A 20596-nucleotide genomic window follows, 5' to 3' on the forward strand; every position below is an offset into this window, starting at 1 on the left:
GGATCTGACAGATCGGGCCGATCTCACCCCTGCGAGGTGCCATGAGAGTCGTCAAAAGGAAAAAGATCGCCATCACCGGCCTGGGGGTCTTCTCGGCCGCCGGGAAGGACATCCCCTCCTTCACCAGGAGCCTTCGCAGCGGCCAAAGCGCCATCGGGCCGGTGGATCTCTTCGACGTCGCCCCGTTCCCCTCCCGGATCGGCGCCCAGGTCCCCGGCTACGATCCCCTCGACTACTTCGCGGCGCGCGATGCCCGCAAGATGTCCCGGGTGGACCAGTTCGGCGTGCTGGCGGCCGGCGAGGCGCTCAGGAAAAGCGGCGCCCTCGGGCACTACTCCCCCTACGAGATCGGGGTCTGCGTAGGGGCGGGGGCCTCGGGGATGCTTCAGTGCGAGGAGTGGCTGCAGGGAACCCTGGCGGGTAAGCGTCCGAGGCCGTCGCTTTTGCGGGGGCTTCTCCCCGACCGCACCGCCACCTGCATCGCCTCGAGCTACAACCTCTGCGGCTACCAGTCGAGCATCACCACCGCCTGCTCCTCCTCGGCCTCCTCCATCGGCTGGGGCGCCGACCTGGTCGCCACCGGGGTGGTCAAGGCCGTCCTCTGCGGGGGCTCGGACTGTCTTTCGCTCCTTACCTTCGCGGGCTTCAACACCCTGAGGGTGGTCGACCCCGAGCCCTGCTCCCCCTTCAGCCAGGGGCGCCAGGGGATTTCGCTCGGGGAGGGAGCCGCCTTCCTGGTGCTCGAGGAGGAAGAGGAGGCCAAGCGGAGAGGGGCGGAGATCCACGGCTACCTGGCGGGCTACGCGGTGGCTGGGGAGGGGTTCCACATGACCGCCCCCGACCCGTCCGGCGAGGACTCCGCACGGGTGATGGCCGAGGCCCTGAAGCGGAGCGGGGTGGGGGTGGAGGAGGTCGGCTGGGTGAACGCCCACGGTACCGGCACCCCCTTGAACGACGCCATCGAGTCCAAGGCGATGAAGCTGGTCTTCGGCGAGCGGTCCCGCGAGGTCCCGCTGGTTTCCGTCAAGGGGCTGACCGGCCATTGCCTGGGGGCGGCCGGGGCTGTCGAGGCGCTCGCCACCATCATTGCCCTCAACCAGCGCTTCATCCCCCAGACCCTCAACTTCCGCGGGATGGACCCGGAGTGCGACCTCGACTACTGTCACGACGGCAGCCGGAGCTGCCAGGCGCGGGCGGCCCTCTCCAACTCGTTCGCCTTCGGCGGCAATACCACCTGCCTGGTCATCACGGTATGAGGCGCTACGAGACCCCGGGGCGCAGGCCCCGCACCCACCGCAGGAACTGCCTGGAAGGAGACAACGTGACCATCTGCTATCACGACATCGTCGTCACCGGCGTGGCCGCCATCTCGCCGGCCGGGGTGGGGACCGGTCCGCTTATGCGGGCGCTCGAGGAAGGGGTGAGCCGCCTGACCCCGGTCCCCGAGGAGCTCCTGGGGGAGGCGGGGTATCACTGGGGAAAAGCGGAGGGGTTCCGGGCCGCCGATTTCATCTCCCCCCTCAAGGCCAGAAAGCTCGACCGCTGCAGCCTGCTGGCGGTGGCCGCCACCGGCCTCGCCCTGCAAAGCGCCCGCCTCGAGCCAGGCTCCATTCCTCCCTCCCGGATCGGCATCGTGCTCGGCTGCGGCTTCGGCGGCATCGCCAACGCCGAGGAGTTTCTCTCCGGCTACTTCGCCGCGGGAGCCGAAGGGCTCGTCCCCATGCTCTTTCCCAACATCGTCCCCAACGCCTCGGCCAGTAACGCCTCCATCGAGTACCGGCTCAAGGGGCCGAACGTCACCGCCATCCAGCGCTTCTGCTCGGCCGAATCCGCCTTCATGATGGCCAAGCGGTTCATCGAGGAGGACCGGGCCGACGTGGTGATCACCGGCGGGGTGGACGAGGTCTTCCCGGGGATACTCAAGGGGTTGAAGGCCATGGGGCAGCTTGGCCGTGCAGGCTCGGGGTTCAGCGAAGGGGCCGGGCTCCTCGTTCTCGAGAAGGGGGACCATGCCCGCCTGCGCAAGGCCCCGGTCTTCGCCCTGGTCGAGGAGCTCCGCACCATCGGACGGCTCTCGCTGGGCAACGAAGGGGAGGGGTACCGGATGCTCCTCCCCCGTCACCTGCGTCCCGACGTGGTCTCCCTCTCGGGGAGCGCGCCCTTCGAAAAGGGGCTGATGGCGCGCCTTCCCGGGACCCGCACCATCGATACCGGTCAGGTGCTCGGCCGCTCCCTCGCCATGGGGGGGCTTGCCCTGGCCGCCCTGGTGCTGAACCTGAAGGATGGGAGCTTCGGCACCCACCTGGCCTCCTCCCCCGAGGGGCCTTACTACGCGATCGATCTCATCGGAGGCGACCCTGTTCCCTTCTGACCCGCGCTGCTATCTCCCGCACCGCCCCCCGTTTCTGTTCGTCGACGTGGTGACTGCCCTGGAACCGGGGCTGGGGGCCACCGGGGAGTACCGGCTGGCGGATGACGTGATCTTTCCCCCCATCCTGCTGGTGGAGGCCATGGCCCAGGTCGGGGGGATCGCCTCCGGACAGCGGGGCGGCAAGCCCGGGGTGCTGGCGGCGCGGCGCCAGGTCAGGCTCCCGGCCGGACTCAGACCGGGGGGGAGACTGACGGTGACCGCCACCATCGTCAGGTCCTACGGGACCATGGTGCTGGTGGCGGGCGAAGCCTCCCTCGACGGGGAGCCGGTCGCCTCGGCCACCTTGACGCTCGCCCTGGAGGAGTAACGATGGCGCGGCTGATGGCACTTTTGGCACTGGTACTGATGACCGCCCGGGCGCTGGCCGCCGCCTCCCCCGCCGTGGAGGCGCTGGAGACCCTGCGCCGCTCGTTCCGGGATACCGCCGGTTTCACCGCCGACGTGGTGCAGGAGAAGCGGCTTTCCCTCATGAAGAAGCGGCTGGTCTCCCGCGGGGTGGTCCGCTTCCGCACGCCGGACACCTTCTTCATGGAGCTCTATCCCCCCCACGCGAGCCGCCTCCTCTTGAAAGACAACCTCCTCCTCATGCATCTCCCCGGCCAGGCTACCCAGCGGGTGGTGCTTCCCCCCGGGGAGGGGCTCGGCAAGTGGTTCGCCTTCCTCTCCCGGCCGGTCAACGCGGTTCCCGAGGGGGCCGAGGTCACCGCGACCCGCCAGGGGGGGCTCTGGCAGCTGCAGCTCGCCCCCAAGGGGGAGGGAGGTGTGCGGCGGATCGCCATCGTTTTCGACGGGGAGGGGCGCATCTTCCGGGTGGCCATCGACGAGCGAAACGGCGACCGGACCGAACTCGCCTTCCGTAACTTCCGGCGCAACGTCCCGCTCACCGAGCGAGATTTCCGGGTGGAGTGACCATCCTTGGCCTTGCTTTTCCGCCTCCAAGCCGCTACCCTGTCACGGTTTGCCGTCCGCCGCTTCCGGCGGGCTGATCCCGGCCGTCTGCCGGCCGTCGAACGAGAGGCTTTCGTGACCAACAAACCGCACTCCACCGTCCGCATCCTGCTGCTCTTCCTGCTGCTGGCCGTTTCCCTCTCCGCCTGCGCCACCGCCCCCAAACCGTTGACCGGGATCGTCCCTGGGCGCGAGGTAGAGACCCTGCAGTCCTCCATCTCCGTCTCTGTGAAAAGCGGCGAGTACAGTACCAGCGGGAGGGGATTTCTGATCTTCCGGCAGCCCGGCCGTTTCCACCTGGCCCTTCTTTCCCCCTTCGGGCTGACCGTCTTCGAGGTCTTCATCGACGGCGACCGGCTCACCTGCCTGGTCCCCTCCCGCGACGAGGCCTACCGGGGGCTCTTCTCCGAGCTTCCGCCGGAAAGCCCTTTGCAGAGCATGGCCATGATGAAATGGGTGACCGCCAAGCCTCCCCAGCCGGTTGGCGCTCCCCGCGTGCTGGTGAACGCCGGGGGGGACCGCTTCTACCTCGGACCCCAGCACCTGGTCGAGCGGAAGGTCTCCCCGGCCGGCGACCAGGTGAGCTACGAGAACTACCGCAACGTGAACGGGGTCGCCTTTCCCGAGGCTATCCTGATCGCCAGCCGGTTCGGGAGCTCGGTCCGCATCGTCTTCGAGGATCCCGAGATCAACCAGCCGGTCGACGAGAGCACCCTCACCCCCGCCCTGGAGGGGCTGAAGGTCCTCCCGCTATCCTCCTTCAAGGGGTTCTGACATGATACCCGCTCCATGACCGCAGGCCGCGCCCCGCTTCTCTACCTGCCTTCTTCTCACCCAGTCGGGGAATCCCTGACAATCAATCGCGGATTTACCTTGTTGTAAACTTGCCACGTTTGAGATATCGTTAAGGTATTTCTAGATACAATTAATGCTCCGGGTAGAGACAGTACTCGGCATCTTCTTCCGTCGTAACTTCCATGATACAGACTGACAGAGCCTTCGCTTTGACAGTGGAGCCTGTTGCTGATCCTTTACCGCGTTTTTCCGGCCCGGCTCCGGGCGGTGGACGCCGGACTTCCGTCATCGCCCAGGGAACTGCTGGGACGGTTCAATAACGAACATGCCCGATACCTCCAGACGACACCAGCGCGCCGCGACCGGCCGCCTTGCGTACCGGCCCCACCGCCGGTCTCCCTGGCCGGTGCTGCTTTTGGTCCTTTTCGCGCTCCTTTTGCAGACGGCGGCCGCCCACGCCGCCATCTCGCACAAGAAGCTGGTGATCCTCTCCTCGTACGGCTTCTCCTCGGCGGGGGTGCAGACGTTGATGCGCGGCATCACCGAATCGGTGAAGCAGGACGACCGGACCGAGGTCCAGATCTTCACCGAATTTCTCGACCTGGACAGCTTCCCCTCCTCCGGCCACACGGAGCGGATGGTCGAGATGCTCAAGGCGAAGTACGCGGTGAACCGGCCCGACCTGGTGGTGGCGGTCTTCCGGCCGGCCCACGACCTGCTCCTCCGTTACCGGGACTCGATCTTCCCGGGGGCGCCGGTGATCACCTTCGATCTCAAGCGCAACTTCGACGTCTCGCAGCTGCCGGAGGGATTCACCCCGGTGCTCGGGGACCTGAGGCCCGGGGCGGTGCTGGATGCCATCGCCACCATGCAACCCCGGGTCAATAAGATCGTGGTGGTGACCGGAACCGGCCATCTCGACCGGCTGTTCCAGACCGCCTTCGCCGGCGACTTCGAGAGTGCCTCCGGCCGGTTTTCCTTCAGCCATACCGACCGGATGAGCTACGAAGAGCTCTGCGCCATGGCTTCCAAGCTCCCCAACGACACCGCCATGCTCTACCTGAGCTTCAGCCGGGACCGCGGGGGGATGACCTTCGTGTCGCGGGAGGTGATCAAGGAGCTGGCCCAGCAGGCGACCGTGCCGCTCTACGTCCTGTGGGACACCGCCGCCGAGTCCGGCGGGATCGGCGGCTACCTTTTCAAGCTCGAGGAGGCGGGGAAGACCATCGGGGACGTCGCGCTGAAGCGCTTCCGCGGCGAAAGGACCCCTCCGGTGCTGCTCGACGACAACGCCGGCTTCATGTTCAACGAACACGAGCTCTCCCGTTGGGGGATCAGCCGGAGCGATCTTCCCCCCGGCAGCTCGCTCTACAACCGTCAGCCGAACCCCTGGGTGGAGTACCGGGTCTACCTGGTAGCCGTCGGGATCGCGCTCGTTTTGCAGTCGGTGACCATTGCCCTGTTGCTTAAGAACCGGCAACGCAAGCGCAGGGTCCAGGAGGATCTCAACTCTTCCCGGGACCAGCTCGCCGCCCTCACCGCCGAACTGAGCCTCTCCGAGGAGCGCGAGCGGAGAAAGATCGCGGTCGCCTTGCACGACAAGGTGGTCCAGAACCTGGCCCTGGGGAAGATGAGGCTCGACCAGGCCATGCTGAAGGGGGTGGTGGCCCCCGAGCCCGCGGTCATCTCGGTCTGCCGCATCCTTGACGTCACCATGCACGACCTGCGGGAGCTGAGCACCGACCTGAGCTCGCCGCTGCTCTACGAGTTCGGCCTGAAGGCCGCCATCGAGGATTTCGGCGCCCGCCTCTCCGTCGAGCACGGCTTCGACTTCGCCGTGAACGGCGACGAGTTGCCCCTTGGCGAGGAGCTCAGGATCACCCTGTTCCAGGTCGCCCGCGAGCTCCTCTACAACCTGGTCAAGCATGCCCGGGCCAGCATGGTCACCGTCTCCGTGGTGGGCGAGCCCGGGTGGGTGGTCCTGGAGGTGGAGGACAACGGCGTCGGCTTCGACCCCCTTACCTCGAAGAAGGGGTTCGGTCTACAGTTCATTAACCAGCGGGTCGCTTCCTTGGGAGGATCCATCAACATAACGACCAACAATCCGAAGGGGACCCAGGTGCTGATCAAGGTCCCCTCCGATCAGGAGAGAAAATGAGTAACACAGTTCTTTTGGTGGACGATCATCTGATGTTCAGGGACGGCCTGAAGGCCATTCTCGAGGCCGAGCCGGGCTTCACGGTGGTGGGAGAGGCTGCCAACGGCAAAATGGCCCTGGAACTCTGCCGGGAGCTGGCCCCCGACGTGGTGGTGATGGACATCTCCATGCCGGAGATGAACGGGATCGAGGCGACCAAACTGATCGCCGCCGAGAAGCTGAAGTCCAGAGTGGTGATCCTCTCCATGCACTCCGAGCGGATCTTCCTGGTCGAGGCCCTGCGCGCCGGCGCCCGCGGCATCCTGATCAAGAGCTGCGCCTCCGCCGAGCTGGTCAGCGCCCTCAACACCGTGCTCGCCGACCAGACCTACCTGAGCCCGGCCATCAGCCATCTCATCCTCGACGAGGTGATCGGCTCCCCGACCTCCGAGCGCCAGCAGACGCTCACCCCCCGCGAGCGCCAGATCCTCAAGCTTTTGGCCCTCGGGGAAAACGTCAAGTCGATCGGCTATACCCTCGGCATCAGCTACAAGACGGTGGAGACCCACCGGATGCAGCTCATGAAAAAGCTCGACCTCAAATCGATGGTCGATCTGGTGAAGTACGCCGCCCGCCAGGGGGTCATCGAGCTCTAAGCCCTTGTCCTGCTTGCCCTCGCCCGGGCCGTGCCGCCACGGCCGGCCCGGCGCCCCGGTAAATGTCCTTTCGCAACTTATCGTTTTCCCGTTACTTTCCCCGCCGGATAAATTTCTCTCAATCTTTCCCCCTGTGAATCCGAAGAGTTAAAGCGAAACCCGCTTCCATTTCTGTTCCCGTGTACCCTGAACGCTCCCCCGGGAGGCCTTGTTCGGGAAAGCCTTTGGGCTGTAAGGAGAACGTGATGTTCCGAGGACTCTCAATCGGCACCAAGATGATCGCCACCTTTGCGATGGTGATCTGCCTCGCCGCCGCCTCCGGTATCTTTTCCATGGTCCGGATAGCCACTCTCAAGGACACCGTCAACCAGACGGTGACCTCCGATATCCCAAGCATCCACCTGGTGACGGACATCCAGCGGCTGGTAGCCGCCCACAGCCGTGGCGAACTGGCCTTCCTGGCCGCCGCCGCGGGGGAGGAGAAGGCTCGCTATCTGAAGGAGAACGGCGAGGTCCTCGGCGAGCTCCGGAAAATGCAGGGAGCGTACGAGAAGGCCATGGACACCCCCCAGGAGAAGGAGCTCTACGGACAGTTCCAGGAGGCCTGGCGGCAGTACCTCGACGGTTACGGAAAAATGACCGCGGCGGGCGCTCCCCCGCCGGTCTCCCTGGCCGCCAGCAACGAGCAGTTCGGTAAGGTGATGGGAATCCTCGACAAGCTCGTGCAGTCCAACATCGACCAGTCCCACAACGAGAGCAGCCGGGCCTTCCGGCTCGCCCACTCCACCTCGCTTGCCATCGTCGTCATCCTGGTTGTCTGCGTCGCCCTCGGCATCTCCTTCGTGGTCGCCTTTTCCCGGGCCATGAGCGCGCCGCTCAGACGCCTCTCCGCCGATGCCGAGCTGGTCGCCTCGGGGGACCTCGGGGTGGCGGTCCACGTCGGCTCCGACGACGAGATCGGGCTCCTCGCCCAGTCTTTCGAGAAGATGGTCAACAACCTCCGGGAGATGATCGGCACCCTGGCCGACTCCTCCTCCCAGGTCTCCCGCTCCTCCGCCGACATGCAGACCAACGCCTCCGCCATGGCCGACGGTGCCGAAATGGTGGCCGGGCAGGCCATCGCGGTGGCCACCGCCGGGGAGGAGATGTCGGCCACCTCGGCGGACATCGCCAGAAGCTGCCTGGTGGCGGCCGAAGGGGCCAAACGGGCCGACCAGGCGGCGGGAGACGGCGCCCAGGTGGTGGAGAGATCGATCGAGGTGATGAGCCGCATCGCCTCCCAGGTGCAGGCCTCCGCCCGCACGGTCGACAACCTCGGCAAGCGCTCCGACCAGATCGGGGCCATCGTCGGGACCATCGGGGACATCGCCGACCAGACCAACCTCCTGGCCCTGAACGCCGCCATCGAGGCCGCCCGGGCCGGCGAGCAGGGGCGCGGCTTCGCCGTGGTGGCCGACGAGGTCCGGGCCCTGGCCGAGCGGACCACCAAGGCCACCCGCGAGGTGGAAGCGGTCATCGTGGCTATCCAGCAGGAAACCCGGAGCGCCGTCGAGGCCATGGAGGAGGGTGTCAACGAGGTGGAGAAGGGGACCGAGGAGGCGACCCGTTCGGGAGAGGCACTGCACCGGATCCAGGAAGAGATCAACGCGCTGAACCTCCAGGTCCAGCAAATCGCCACCGCCGCCGAGGAGCAGACCGCAACCACCACCGAGATCAGCAACAGCATCCACAGCATCACCGATCTCGCCCAGGGGACCGTGGAAGGGGCCCGGAAGACCTCCGACGCCGCCGGTCATCTCTTGAGGCTCTCCGCCGAGCTCGAGCGCCTGGTGGGGCAGTTCCGGCTGGCCGATTCCGGGAAGATGATCACCTGGAGCCGGAGCTTCAGCGTGGGGGTGAGCCAGATGGACGCCGAGCACCAGCGGCTGGTGGACATCATCAACAACCTCTACTCCTCCATGCGCAGCGGTCAGGGGAACACCGCCATCGGCCGCGTGCTCGACGAGCTCGTCGACTACACGAAGACCCACTTCGCCCACGAGGAAAAGATGATGCGGGAGGTGGGATACGCCGGTTTCGACGACCAGAAGCGGGCCCACGAGGCGCTGGTGGCCAAGGTGGTGGAGATCCAGGGGAAATACCACTCCGGGACCGCCTTGGGGCAGGAGGTGATGAACTTCCTGAAGAACTGGCTCTTGAACCACATCCAGGGGATGGACAAGGAGTACGGCCCGGTCGTGAACAAGCGGGGGTACCGGTAGTCAGCGGAAGACGGAGATGCCCACCAGCACCTTGCTCGAGTTCAGCGGCTCGTTGGGCTCGGCGGTGCTGGCGTTGGAGATGTGATGGTAGCTCCTCGTGGCGGGATCCACCGCCAGGTCGAGGGGGATCTCCAGCACGTGCTCGAACTCCCCCCGGTACCACCCCCTCCCTAACTCGCCGCTCTGGAAGTATCCCACCCTCCCGATGAAATCCACCGTCTGCACCTGCGTCCTGGTCGCCCCGAACCCGCGGTGGGTGATCCCGTACCCCACCTGATAGCCGAGCTCGAAGGTCCGCGGGGGGAAGGGGAGGGGACCGGCCCCGCGGGCGGGGGAAGCGGTGGCGGTCAAAAAGAGCAGGCCGGCTACCGGAAGGTGGGTAACGATTGACATGGGTTCGTCCGCCATTGGCAGGAAGTGGGAAGTTATTGGATTAATAGCGGCAAATCTTAAGTAATATCTCTCCCAACACTGTCAAATCACTTAACATCTTGGTATGCTTGTGGTACTAGGGTGATGGGCCTTGCTTTGAGGCCGTTTCGGTAAAGGAGGAGCTAGATCATGACAAAGACAACGGTTGCCGCGCTCTGCGCCGGGCTGTTCCTGATGAGCGGGTGCACCATATTCCAGGCCAAGGAACCGCAGGCCCCTCCCGTCCAGCCGAAGAAGATCTCCGTACCGGTCGGCAAGAACTGGCAGGTGATCGAGGAGCCTCCCGCCCTGACCAACGAACGGACCGAGCAGTCGCTCCCCTTCCAGAAGCCGCAGTCGGTCGAGCCTCCTGGCGCTCCGCCGGTGGCACCCTCCACCGATAAACGCAAGATCGAGACCCCGCAGTGAGGCAGGCGCTTCCCGCTGCCCCAGTACCGCTATTCCGCCCGGGAGGACGGTGATGCGCAAAGACATCTACCTGAGCGTGGTGACCGCCCTGGCCACCGTGGCCGCCATAGTCCTCTTCCTGATGCTGGCCGCGCCGGTCGCCAAGCCGTTCGCCTGGGCGGTGATCATCGGCATCTCCACCATGCCGCACTATAACCGGCTGGCGGCCCGGATGCCGCGCCACCCCGGCGGCTCGGCCGGCCTCATGGTGCTCATCGTCGCCATCTGCTTCATCCTCCCCATCGTCGCCTTGGTGGTCAACGCCACCCTCAACGCCGACGAATGGTACCGTGACATCGCCAATATGGTGTCGACCGTGGCCAAGAGCGGGGCCGCCACCATCAGCGACATCCCGGTGGTGGACCGCCTCCTCGTGCTTGGCAAGAAGTTCGGGGTCGAGCTCTCCACCGTCGGCTCCAAGCTCGCGGCGGCCAGCTCCAGCTTCCTGGTCGGGCTGGCCACCGAGGCGGCCAAGAACCTCCTCGACCTGCTGGTTACCCTGGTCATCGCCCTCTTCATCCTCTTTTTCGTCTACCGCGACGGCGAGCGGCTGGTCGAGGTCCTGATCGGCAAGCTCGCCTCCAACCGGGAGAAGGCCGAGAGCTACGTCTCCGAGATCCGCTCCATCACCACCGCGGTGACGGTAGGGACCATCTTCACCTGTGCCACCCAGGGGGTCACCGCCGGGATCGGCTACTACGTGGCCGGAGTCCCGGCCCCCATCTTCTGCGGCGCGCTGACCGCCATCGCCGCCCTGGTTCCGGTGGTGGGGACCGGGGTGATCTGGGTGCCGGTTACCGCCTTCGTCGCCCTCAACGGCTCCTACCTCTCGGCCGCGCTGCTGGCCCTTTGGTGCATGATCTTCGTGGGGCTGGCCGACAACGCCATCCGTCCGCTCGCCATCGGCGCCGCCACCGATATCCCGGTGCTCGCCATCGTGCTCGGCGCCATCTGCGGCGTGGTCACCATGGGGCTTCTCGGGCTGATCCTGGGCCCGGTCCTCTTCGCCATCCTGATGACCACCTGGTCGCGCGCGGTCTCCGACGTGGAGGGGGCTTCCGGCGACGCCCCCCCGTCCGGGAGCTGACCGCCGGCGCCACCCCGCTTCCTGACTGACACTTCCCACCTTAGCGCTCTCTTAACTTTCCGGCCCGCGGCTCACATTCCTTTACCGGCGCCACCGGCTCTGTCACTGGCGAGCGCAGGCTCCCCTTCCCATGCTTTAAGACCTATCCCCGATTGTCTCCCGGACCCCTCCCTTTATCGGTACTGTCTCTTTGCCAAAAGGTATATACTTTGAGTGAATCCAACCAAGACAGAGGTGCTTTATGACACGACGAGCGATTGCCGTGCCGTTGTGTGTTCTTGTGGCGGCAACGGCTCTATCCGGCTGTATTTTTCCTTATGACGACGGCGGCTACGGTCGTGGATACCACGAGGGGTATCACGAGGGGTACCACGAGCACGACCGGGGGCACGACGAGTGGCGAGGCCGGGATCACGAGGGTGAGCGGCGCTGATCCCGCGGGAAGCAGAGGGCGCGGAGAGTTGTCATGATCGGGAGGATGATCAGGAAGACCTTGGCGGCGGCCGCATCACTTTTCCTTTTCACCTGGACGGCCGCAACCGCGGCGGAATCTCCCACGGAGCGCCCCGCCGCGTCGAAGCTTTATCTTCAAAACGACCGCGGCCCCGCCCTGAGCGCCGGGGGAGGGGAACAGGCCCTTTTGGCCAAGTATCCCGCCATCAAGGGAAGCCTCGAGAAGAACCAGTTCGGCTCCCCGATCTACCTGGAGTCCAAGGAGAGCGATAACAGCGTCCGGGTCGACATGTACGGGATTTTCGACTACCGCTTCGACCAGATCCGGGAGGCCGTCATCTCCCCCGCGAACTGGTGCGACATCACCTTTCTCCACGTCAACATCAAGTCCTGCACCAGCGAGAAGGAGGGGGGGCAGTGGTATATCACCCTCTACAGCGGACGCAAGTACTACCAGCCCCCTTCCGACGCCTACCCGCTCAAACTGAAATTCCGCGTGATTTCCCAGCAGCCCCGCTATTTCAACCTCTCCCTCACCGCCGACAGCGGCCCCCTGCACACCAAGGATCACCGGATCAAGGTGGAGGCCGCCCCGCTGGACGAAGGGAAGACCTTCCTCCACTTCAGCTACTCCTACAGCTACGGAACGCTGGCTCGCATGGCCATCAAGACGTATTTCTCCACCATTGCGCGCGACAAGGTCGGCTTCAGCAACGTGCGGGGTAAAGATGGGAGCCAGACCCTGGTGACCGGTGTCCGGGGGGCGGTGGAGCGGAACTGCGTCCGCTACTACCTTGCGATGGAGACCTATATCGACTCGCTGAAACTGCCCGCGGGCCATCGCCTGGAGGCGAGACTCAACCGCTGGTACGACCTGACGGCGAGGTATCCACGGCAACTCAGGGAGATGGACAAGGCCGAGTACCTTTCGGCCAAGCACCGCGAGCGTGAAAACCAGATCAGGCTTCAGAAGGATCTTGCGCGCGATGGGGCACGGAGCAGGGAGCGTGACGCCCAAAGCGGCGCGGCGGAGCCGGGTTGACCAAGCAGCATAAAACCACAGCCTGAACGGGTTCGTCCAATGGCGTGCCTGCGGCATCGAAAGGAGGGATCCGTTCGGTGACAGGAGGTGGACCATGCGTATCGTTTTATCGGCTCTACTTATGGTATTGATGGCCGGAGGCGCTGCCTCGGCCCAGACATTCAAGGAGGGTGGCCACGAGATCGGCCAAGGGGGGAAGGATCTCGGTAACGGCGGTGCCAGCGAGGTAGGGGAGGGCGTGAAGGATGTCGGCAAGGCGACCGGTCACGCGGTGAAGAAAACGGCCAAGGCGACCGGCCACGCGGTCAAAAAGTCGGCCAAGGCCACCGGCCATGCCGCCAAGAAAGCGGGCAAAAAGACCGGACATGCCTTCAAAGCGGCCGGCGAGAAGACCAAAGACGCCGTAAAAGGTGAACCGCAGCAGTAAGTTCGAATCGGCAAGGTCCCTTCCCCTCCAGGGGAGCGGGCAGGTGAGGGATGCAACCACTTCCCCAGCCTGCCTCTCCTGGAAGCTGAGGGGCTTTGCTTTTTTTTATGGGCAGGTATCCCGGCCGGCAAGGGAATGGCGAGGGGGAATCAGCCGGGAAGGGTGAAGTAGAACGTCGCTCCCTGTTCCGGTGCTCCTTCGGCCCAGATCCGTCCGCCGTGGCGTTCGATGATCCGTTTGGCCGCGGTGAGCCCCAGTCCCTTCCCCGGGATCTCCGGGCGGTTGTGCAGGCGCTGGAAGGGGTGAAACATGCGCTCGTACTGCTTCATGTCGAAACCGATGCCGTTGTCCCTCAGGTAGAAGATCCTTCCTTCCTCGTGATCCTCCATCGTCCCGAACTCGATCTCCCCATGCGGGCGCAACGAGGTGAACCTCCATGCGTTCTCCAGCAGGTTCCCGACCGCCGTCCTCAGGGTGATGGCATCGCCTTCCGCGGCGAGCCCCGGCTGGATCCTGATGGTTTCCTCGCGCCCCGGTTCCTCCTGCCGCAGCCCGTCGAGGATCTCCTTTGCCATGGCGCTCAGGTTCACCGGCATCGGATGCAGTTCGACATGCTGCAGCCGGGAGACCTGCATGAGGGCCTCGATCAGCTCATCCATCTGCTGCGAGCAGTAGAGGATCTGCTCCAGGTAGCCGCTCCCTTCGGCGTCGAGATCGTTGGAGAAACGGTACTTGATCTCCTTGGAGAAACCGCTGATCCGGTGCAGGGGCGCAAAGAGCTCGTGGGCGACCGAATAGTTGAACTCCTCCAGTACCTTGTTCACCGCATCCAGCCGCATCTCCTGGTCCAGCAGCAGCTGTTCGAGCTGTTCGAGCTGCCGGATCTGTTCACGGCTCTCCCCGGTTTCGCCCGCCTCGCCCCGCAGCATGTTCCGGACCGTTTCCAGTGAGTTGCGGACCTTCTTCATCAGATCGGCCGGATTCGCCGGCTTGATAACGTTCTCGCACATCGCTTACCCCTTCGCGTTACTCACCCCGGCCGTACCCCTCCGATGGCCCAGGAGGAGGGGCGGTGGCATTTACCCATTGATATGGCATAGTTGAAGTGCCGTGTTTTTGCAGGTGCAGGTTTTGGTTAATAACAATTAATTGCGATGTAAATGATACAGCAAAGTGCCGCCTTTACATCAACGTTCGCAGGGCTTGCGGTTATGGCGTCCCGTCCCGGCGTGGGGGCGGGCGGGTAATGGGGGGGAAATGACGGATCCGCTGGTGCAACTGCAAGGGGTATCGAAGAGTTACCGGGAGGGGGAGCGGGAGCGGGTGGTCTTCCGGGATGCCTCCCTCTCCGTCGCCAGGGGGGAGTGGGTATTTCTCCTCGGGAGAAGCGGGAGCGGAAAGTCGACCCTCCTCAACCTGGTGAGCGGTATCGACAGCCCCGACCGTGGCGAAGTGCTGGTCGACGGCCTCCCGATCAACCGGCTCTCCGAAAGGGAGCGCACCATCTTCCGCAGAAACCGCATCGGTTTCGTCTTCCAGTTCTACAACCTGATACCGACCCTGACCGTCGAGGAAAACCTCCTCCTCCCGCTGGAGTTGAGCGATCAGCTCACCCCGGCTTCGAGGAAGCGCGCGGGCGAGCTTCTCGACCAGGTCGCCCTGGCCGACCGGGCCCGCACCTTTCCCGACCGCCTGTCGGGGGGCGAGCAGCAGCGGGTGGCGGTGGCCCGGGCACTCGTCCACCATCCCCAGCTGGTCCTGGCCGACGAGCCGACCGGCAACCTCGATGCCGAGACCGGCTCCCTCGTGCTCGACCTCTTCAAAAGGCTCGTGCGCGAAGCCGGGACCACCATGATCCTGGTGACCCACTCCAACGAGGTGGCGCGGCTCGCCGACCGGGTGCTGACCATCCGGGAGGGGCGGACCGTGGAGATCGGTCCGGTGCCTGTACCATGATCCTTTGGCTTTCCGGTCTAAGGAACGTCCTGCGCCATCCGCTCATCACGCTGCTGGCGGTCATCGGGGTCGCCCTCGGGGTGGCGGTCGTCTGCGCCGTCGACGTCGCCAACCAGGCCGCCGAGCGCTCCTTCCTCGGGGCCGCCAAGACGGTAGCCGGAAAGGCCACCCACCAAGTGGTCGGCGGTCCCCGTGGCCTTCCCGAGGATCTCTACCGCGACCTGCGCGTGGCGGGGGTGATCCCTGCCTCCGCCCCGGTCGTGTCCGGTCCGGCCGTCTTCCCCGGGCGAGGGGGGAGGACCCTGCAGCTCGTGGGGATCGATCCCTTCGCCGAACCTCCCCTCCGTTCCTTCAGTTCCCATTTTTCTGAAAGCTCCGCCCTCACGACCCTTCTCACCCGGCCGGGGGCGATCCTGCTCCTTCCTGCCACCGCCCGGGAACTCGGGCTAAAGCCCGGCGACCGGGTGGCGGTCCAGGCCGACGGCGTGCGGGATCTCGTGGTCGCCGGCTACCTAGAGGCCCCCGACGAGCTCAGCCGGCTGGCGCTGGCCTCGGTAGCCGTGGCGGATATCGCCACCGCCCAGGAAACCCTCGGCATGGTAGGGCGGTTAACCCGCATCGACCTCGTGGTCCCCGAGGGGAAGGGGGGCGAGGCCACCCTCCGGACCATCGCCTCCCGCCTTCCCCCCGAGGCCGCCGTCATCCCCGCCGGTGCACGGGCGGGAGCGCTCGAGAAGATGACCCGCGCCTTCCGGCTCAACCTGACCGCTCTAAGTCTCCTTGCCCTGGTGGTCGGCATGTTCCTCATCTACAACACCATGACCTTCTCGGTCATCCGGCGCCGCCGCCTGATCGGGATGCTCCGCGCGCTCGGTGTGGGGCGGAGGGAGCTCTTCGCGATGATCTGCGTGGAGGCGCTCCTCATCGGGGCGGTGGGGACCGCCATCGGCCTCTTCTGCGGCAACGCGGTGGGAGCCGTACTCGCCAAACTGGTGGCCCGCACCATCAACGACCTGTACTTCTCCGTCGAGGTGGCGAGCCTGCCGCTTTTGCCGGGCACCCTGGTGAAATCCGCCGTGCTGGGAGTGGTGGCCACCCTGGCCGCCACTCTTCCCGCCGCCCTGGAAGCGACCGGCGCCCCTCCGCGGGCGGCACTTTCCCGCTCCGCGCTCGAAACCCGTCACGCGAGGCTTCTGCCGGTTGCCATCGCCGCAGGGATCCTCCTCCTTCTCGCCGGTGCCGCCATCCTTTCCCGGCCGGAGTGGGGGATACCGGGAGGCTTCGCCGGGCTCTTTGCCGTCATCGTCGGCTACGCGCTGGTGGTCCCCGGCTTCATGGTGCTGATGGCGCGGCTGCTCCGCCCCGTGATGGGGCTTCTTTGGGGAGGGATCGGGAGAATGGCAGCCCGCGGGGTGGCCGTCTCCCTCTCCCGCACCGGCGTGGCCACCTCGGCCCTGGTGGTCGCGGTGGCGGCCGGGATCGGCGTGGGGATCATGGTCGGAGGCTTCCGGCTGACCGTCCAGAGCTGGCTGGAAAGCTGGCTGCAGGCGGATGTCTACGTGAGAAGCGCGGACAACTCGGGAGGGAGGATCCGGCCGCCGCTCGATCCTGGCCTGGTCGAGCGCCTGAGAAAGATCCCCGGAATCTCCGGCTATGCCATCACCCGCCGGAGCCAGGTGGAGGGGGAAGACGGCTTCACCGAGATCATGGCCATCGAACTGCCGCGTTCCACCTTCGTGCGTTACCCGTTCAAGGAGGGGAACCCGGCAGAGGCCTGGAAAGGCTTTCTCGACGGGGGAGGGGTGGTGGTCTCCGAGCCCTACGCCAACCGGCACCACCTCCCGGTGGGCGGCCGGGTCTCCCTCCGCACCCGGCTAGGGATCAGGTCCTTCCCCGTTTCCGGCATCGTTTACGACTACGGTTCGGACACCGGCATCGTCATGATGGGGCGCCCCGCCTACCTCGCCTGCTTTGGGGATCCGTCGGTGGACGGCATGTCCTTTTACGCGGCCCCCGGGGGCTCGACCGCCCAGGTGGCAGAGGCGATCAGGGAACGGGGAGGGGGGAGCCGGATCGCTATCATCTCCAACCGCGAGCTCAAAGACGCCACCATGGCCATCTTCGACCGCACCTTTGCCATTACCGGCGTGCTCAGGGTGGTGATCCTGGTGGTCGCCTTCGTCGGGGTCCTCTCGGCACTTATGGCCATGCAGGTGGAAAGGGCCAGGGAACTGGCGGTGCTGCGGGCGATCGGGCTCACCCCCGGCCAGCTCTGGGGGGTGGTCTGCGGGGAGACCGCCCTCATCGGACTGACCGCCGGTCTTCTCTCGCTTCCGCTGGGGATCATCGAGGCACTGATCCTCGTTTTCGTGGTCAACCTCCGCTCCTTCGGGTGGACCATGCAGTTTCACGCCGACCCGGTCTATCTCGGGGAAGCGGTGCTCCTCTCGCTGGCGGCCGCCCTGCTGGCCGGGATCTATCCCTCCGCCCGCATTGCGGGCACCTCGCCCGGCCTTGCCCTCAAGGAGGACGAATAGCCATGCGAAGGATCCTCCTCCTTTCCCTGCTGGTAGTGGCGCTCCTGCTCTCGCTATTCGAGGTGAGGCGGCAGGGGAGGGGGGCGCGTCCCGAAGCCCCCGCTGCGCTTTCGGTCGCCAAGGTGCTTGGCGGTGCTCCTGCGGCAGGTTTTTCCCGTGCCCTTACTCCGCGAACCTTCAGCTTCCCGGCCGACCACGGCCCGCACCACGGCTTCCGGAACGAGTGGTGGTACTTTACCGGCAACCTCCAGAGCGCGGATGGACACCGCTTCGGTTACCAGCTGACCTTCTTCCGGGTGGCACTTGCCCCGGGCAAGGTGGAGCGTGCGTCGCATTGGGCAGCCAACGAGGTTTACATGGCCCACTTCGCCGTCACCGACGTGGGCGGCCAGCGGTTCCGCTTCGCCGAAAGGTTCAGCAGGGAGGCGCTCGGTCTGGCGGGAGCGGGCGGCCAACCCCTCACGGTCTGGCTGGAGAACTGGTCGGCCCGCGAGACCGCATCCTCCCCCTGGAGCATGAAGCTCACCGCCGCCGGAAAGGGGATGGCCATCGACCTCGATCTCACCAGCCTGACCGCTCCCATCCTCAACGGCGAGCACGGCCTCAGCCGCAAGAGTGCTACCCCGGGGAATGCTTCCTACTACTACAGCATCCCCCGCATGAAGAGCACCGGGACCCTCCGCTCCGGAAACCGCAGCTACCAGGTGAGCGGCCTGAGCTGGCTGGACCGCGAATGGAGTACCAGCGCACTGGAGGCGGGGCAGGCCGGGTGGGACTGGCTGGCCCTTCAACTGGCCGACGGCCGCGACCTGATGTTCTACCGGATGAGAAGGCGGGACGGATCGGCCGATCCCTCCTCCAGCGGGACCTTGGTGACCCGCGGCGGAGGCGTCCTTCATCTCACCCGCGAACAGGTCCGGATGGAGGTTTTGCAGTGGTGGACGTCGCCGCATGGCAGCCGCTATCCCGCCAGGTGGAGGGTGACCGTCCCCTCGCAAGGGATCGACCTGGAGGTGGTGCCCCGGCTGGCAGACCAGGAACTGGCCACCAGTTTCCGCTACTGGGAGGGGGCGGTCGAGTCGCGGGGAGCAGGTGGGAGCCCGAGCGGTTCCGGTTACCTTGAGATGACAGGATACTAAAGGGATACTGACAATGCGGTGGCCGTGCATTAATTATGCGGTATACTTTCGCCTGTTTGCCTCAGTTGTTGCCTTTTTGACCTAAGTCAAAGAACAAAACCGATCTTCTTGGTATCTTGCTGCCGCTGCGTCGTGCAGGCATTGCTATGCGCTCTACCTTTGTCACCGCCGGTGACAACAGTGTCGAACATAAAAAACAAGGGGGTACAACATGAAGGTGAAGTACGCAAAGCTTTGTGCGGTTGTGGCAATGGCCGCCGTCACCGCGATCTGGTCCGGCTGCACTCAGAACAAGGTGGAGCCTATGAAGGCCACCGAGATTCCCGACGGCTCCGTAGATCCTGCCGAGTGGGGGAAGGTGTATCCCGAACAGTTCAAGCTTTGGAAGGCGACCAGCGAACAGTCCCCGGCCGGCCTGAGCAAGTACAAGAAAGGCTCCGACGTGGGTGGTCACCCCGACAAGCTGGACGAGTACCCGTTCCTGGCCCTTCTGTACAACGGCTGGGGCTTCGGTTCCGAGTACCACGAACCGCGCGGGCACTACTACATGATCCAGGACCAGCTCGAGGTCGATCCGGGACGCGTGAAGGCCGGCGGTTCCTGCCTGACCTGCAAGACCCCCTACGCCCCGATGCTCGCCAAGGAGATGGGAAGAGCGTACTTCGCCGATCCGTACAAGGATGTCCTCGCCAAGCTTCCCAAGGACCAGCGCACCCTCGGTGTTGCCTGCATCGACTGCCACGACAACCGTACTATGGCGCTGAAGATTTCCCGCGGCTTCACCCTCGGCAAGGCGCTCGATGCCATGGGCGCCGACAAGTCCAAGCTGACCAAGCAGGATATGCGGAACCTGGTCTGCGCCCAGTGCCACGTCACCTACAGCGTCACCAAGGACAAGGAAATGCACTCCACCGACGTGGTCTTCCCGTGGCACGGGAGCAAGGTGGGGAACATCACCATCGAAAACATCATCAAAGACCTCAAGAGCTCGCCTGCTAACGGCGAGTGGGTCCAGAGCGTGACCGGCTTCAAGCTTGCCTTCATCCGCCACCCCGAGTACGAGCTCTTCTCCAACGGCAGCCCGCACTGGATGAACGGTGTCACCTGCGCCGACTGCCACATGCCGCAGATCACCGTGGACGGCAAGAAGGTTTCCGACCATCACATCATGAGCCCGCTGAAAAACGGCCTGGTCGCCTGCGCTGCCTGCCACGAAGAGAAGCCTGAGGTGCTTCGCGCCAAGATCTTCGACATCCAGGATCGCACCATGATCGTTTACCTCCGCGCCGGGTACGCCACCGCCACCGACGCCAAGCTTTTCGAGATGGCCAACAAGGCCGAGAAATCGGGTGCCAAGATCGACAAGGCCCTCTACGCCCAGGCCCGTGAGGATTACGAGCAGGCCTTCTACCGGGTGATCTTCATCGGCGCCGAAAACTCCACCGGTTTCCATAACCCGAAAGAGACCATGCGCGTGCTGACCGACGCCTCGATGTACGCCGCCAACGCCGACGCCAAACTCCGCATGCTGCTGGCCCAGGCCGGGGTGAACGTTCCGGAAAAGATCGACCTGGAGCTTTCCAAGTACACCAACAACCGCGGCTCCAAAAAGCTCATGTTCAAGCCGGAGCATGAGATCAAGTCCCCCACGCGGTAAATAGAAAAAGAGGGCGAAGCAACTTGCTTCGCCCTCTTCGTTTAAGCTTTCCCCCGTCCCCCTCTCTTCAGTCGTTCGCCGCCGTAATTCCCTCTCAAAGATTGCCTTTGACTTGTGTACTTGGAAAGGTTATAGATCTTTCCATTCAGCGCCTTATCCTAATGTCATGATATCATTGATGACTTTAACGG

18 protein-coding genes are annotated in these 20596 nt (G+C 65.0%); 16 read left to right on the forward strand and 2 right to left on the reverse strand.

What is annotated here, in order from left to right; translation table 11 throughout:
* Positions 1-41: 41 nt before the first annotated feature.
* The 8 genes from L4X63_RS16010 (at position 42) to L4X63_RS23720 (ending at position 9228) form a co-directional block, all read left to right on the forward strand.
* The gene (locus tag L4X63_RS16010) at positions 42-1256 is read left to right on the forward strand and encodes a beta-ketoacyl-[acyl-carrier-protein] synthase family protein (RefSeq protein WP_250679653.1); all 1215 of its coding nucleotides are present in this window, start codon (positions 42-44) and stop codon (positions 1254-1256) included.
* Positions 1253-2371, forward strand: a complete 1119-nt coding sequence (locus L4X63_RS16015) for a beta-ketoacyl synthase N-terminal-like domain-containing protein (RefSeq protein ID WP_250679654.1) — start codon at positions 1253-1255, stop codon at positions 2369-2371. Before L4X63_RS16010 ends, L4X63_RS16015 begins: the two co-directional genes overlap by 4 nt.
* Before the next feature lie 46 nt (positions 2372-2417).
* The gene (locus tag L4X63_RS16020; protein WP_250679655.1) at positions 2418-2738 is read left to right on the forward strand and encodes a 3-hydroxyacyl-ACP dehydratase FabZ family protein; all 321 of its coding nucleotides are present in this window, start codon (positions 2418-2420) and stop codon (positions 2736-2738) included.
* A 2-nt stretch (positions 2739-2740) separates the two neighbouring features.
* Positions 2741-3340 carry an outer membrane lipoprotein carrier protein LolA gene (locus tag L4X63_RS16025; RefSeq protein ID WP_250679656.1) on the forward strand — a complete coding sequence of 200 codons (600 nt, stop codon included), beginning with the start codon at positions 2741-2743 and terminating at the stop codon, positions 3338-3340.
* A 114-nt stretch (positions 3341-3454) separates the two neighbouring features.
* Positions 3455-4153, forward strand: a complete 699-nt coding sequence (locus tag L4X63_RS16030) for an outer membrane lipoprotein LolB (RefSeq protein ID WP_250679657.1) — start codon at positions 3455-3457, stop codon at positions 4151-4153.
* Between the two features lie 427 nt (positions 4154-4580).
* On the forward strand, positions 4581-6332 hold the full coding sequence (locus L4X63_RS16035; RefSeq protein WP_250679658.1) for an ATP-binding protein: 1752 nt from the start codon (positions 4581-4583) through the stop codon (positions 6330-6332).
* Positions 6329-6967: a response regulator gene (locus tag L4X63_RS16040; RefSeq protein ID WP_250679659.1), complete on the forward strand. Its 639-nt coding sequence runs from the start codon at positions 6329-6331 to the stop codon at positions 6965-6967. The genes L4X63_RS16035 and L4X63_RS16040 overlap by 4 nt, the downstream gene beginning before the upstream one ends.
* Positions 6968-7212: 245 nt before the next feature.
* A complete protein-coding gene (locus tag L4X63_RS23720) occupies positions 7213-9228 on the forward strand; it encodes a bacteriohemerythrin (RefSeq protein WP_284694671.1) in 2016 nt (671 codons plus the stop codon).
* On the opposite strand, the gene L4X63_RS16055 is transcribed toward L4X63_RS23720, so the two are convergent.
* Complete coding sequence (locus tag L4X63_RS16055) at positions 9229-9621, reverse strand: acyloxyacyl hydrolase (RefSeq protein WP_250679660.1); 393 nt, start codon at positions 9619-9621, stop codon at positions 9229-9231.
* Between the two features lie 168 nt (positions 9622-9789).
* Between L4X63_RS16055 and L4X63_RS16060 the strand changes: the two genes are divergently transcribed.
* The 4 genes from L4X63_RS16060 (at position 9790) to L4X63_RS16075 (ending at position 13116) form a co-directional block, all read left to right on the forward strand.
* Complete coding sequence (locus L4X63_RS16060; RefSeq protein ID WP_250679661.1) at positions 9790-10068, forward strand: hypothetical protein; 279 nt, start codon at positions 9790-9792, stop codon at positions 10066-10068.
* A gap of 52 nt (positions 10069-10120) precedes the next feature.
* On the forward strand, positions 10121-11194 hold the full coding sequence (locus L4X63_RS16065) for an AI-2E family transporter (protein WP_250679662.1): 1074 nt from the start codon (positions 10121-10123) through the stop codon (positions 11192-11194).
* Positions 11195-11660: 466 nt separating this feature from the next.
* The gene (locus tag L4X63_RS16070) at positions 11661-12689 is read left to right on the forward strand and encodes a hypothetical protein (RefSeq protein WP_250679663.1); all 1029 of its coding nucleotides are present in this window, start codon (positions 11661-11663) and stop codon (positions 12687-12689) included.
* Between the two features lie 94 nt (positions 12690-12783).
* Positions 12784-13116: a hypothetical protein gene (locus L4X63_RS16075; RefSeq protein ID WP_250679664.1), complete on the forward strand. Its 333-nt coding sequence runs from the start codon at positions 12784-12786 to the stop codon at positions 13114-13116.
* Positions 13117-13265: 149 nt separating this feature from the next.
* On the opposite strand, the gene L4X63_RS16080 is transcribed toward L4X63_RS16075, so the two are convergent.
* Positions 13266-14126: a sensor histidine kinase gene (locus L4X63_RS16080; protein ID WP_250679665.1), complete on the reverse strand. Its 861-nt coding sequence runs from the start codon at positions 14124-14126 to the stop codon at positions 13266-13268.
* Between the two features lie 247 nt (positions 14127-14373).
* Here L4X63_RS16080 and L4X63_RS16085 point away from each other — a divergent pair, with 247 nt between their 5' ends.
* The 4 genes from L4X63_RS16085 to L4X63_RS16100 all read left to right on the forward strand — a co-directional run bounded on the left by L4X63_RS16085 (position 14374) and on the right by L4X63_RS16100 (position 20405).
* Positions 14374-15072 carry an ABC transporter ATP-binding protein gene (locus L4X63_RS16085; protein WP_250679666.1) on the forward strand — a complete coding sequence of 233 codons (699 nt, stop codon included), beginning with the start codon at positions 14374-14376 and terminating at the stop codon, positions 15070-15072.
* Positions 15069-17609: an FtsX-like permease family protein gene (locus L4X63_RS16090; RefSeq protein WP_250679667.1), complete on the forward strand. Its 2541-nt coding sequence runs from the start codon at positions 15069-15071 to the stop codon at positions 17607-17609. The genes L4X63_RS16085 and L4X63_RS16090 overlap by 4 nt, the downstream gene beginning before the upstream one ends.
* Before the next feature lie 2 nt (positions 17610-17611).
* On the forward strand, positions 17612-18748 hold the full coding sequence (locus L4X63_RS16095) for a lipocalin-like domain-containing protein (protein ID WP_250679668.1): 1137 nt from the start codon (positions 17612-17614) through the stop codon (positions 18746-18748).
* Positions 18749-18959: 211 nt separating this feature from the next.
* Positions 18960-20405: an ammonia-forming cytochrome c nitrite reductase subunit c552 gene (locus L4X63_RS16100; RefSeq protein ID WP_250679669.1), complete on the forward strand. Its 1446-nt coding sequence runs from the start codon at positions 18960-18962 to the stop codon at positions 20403-20405.
* The last annotated feature ends 191 nt before the right edge of the window (positions 20406-20596 follow it).

It is taken from the genome of Geomonas sp. Red32 (assembly GCF_023652955.1).
In the GTDB taxonomy this organism is placed as follows: domain Bacteria; phylum Desulfobacterota; class Desulfuromonadia; order Geobacterales; family Geobacteraceae; genus Geomonas.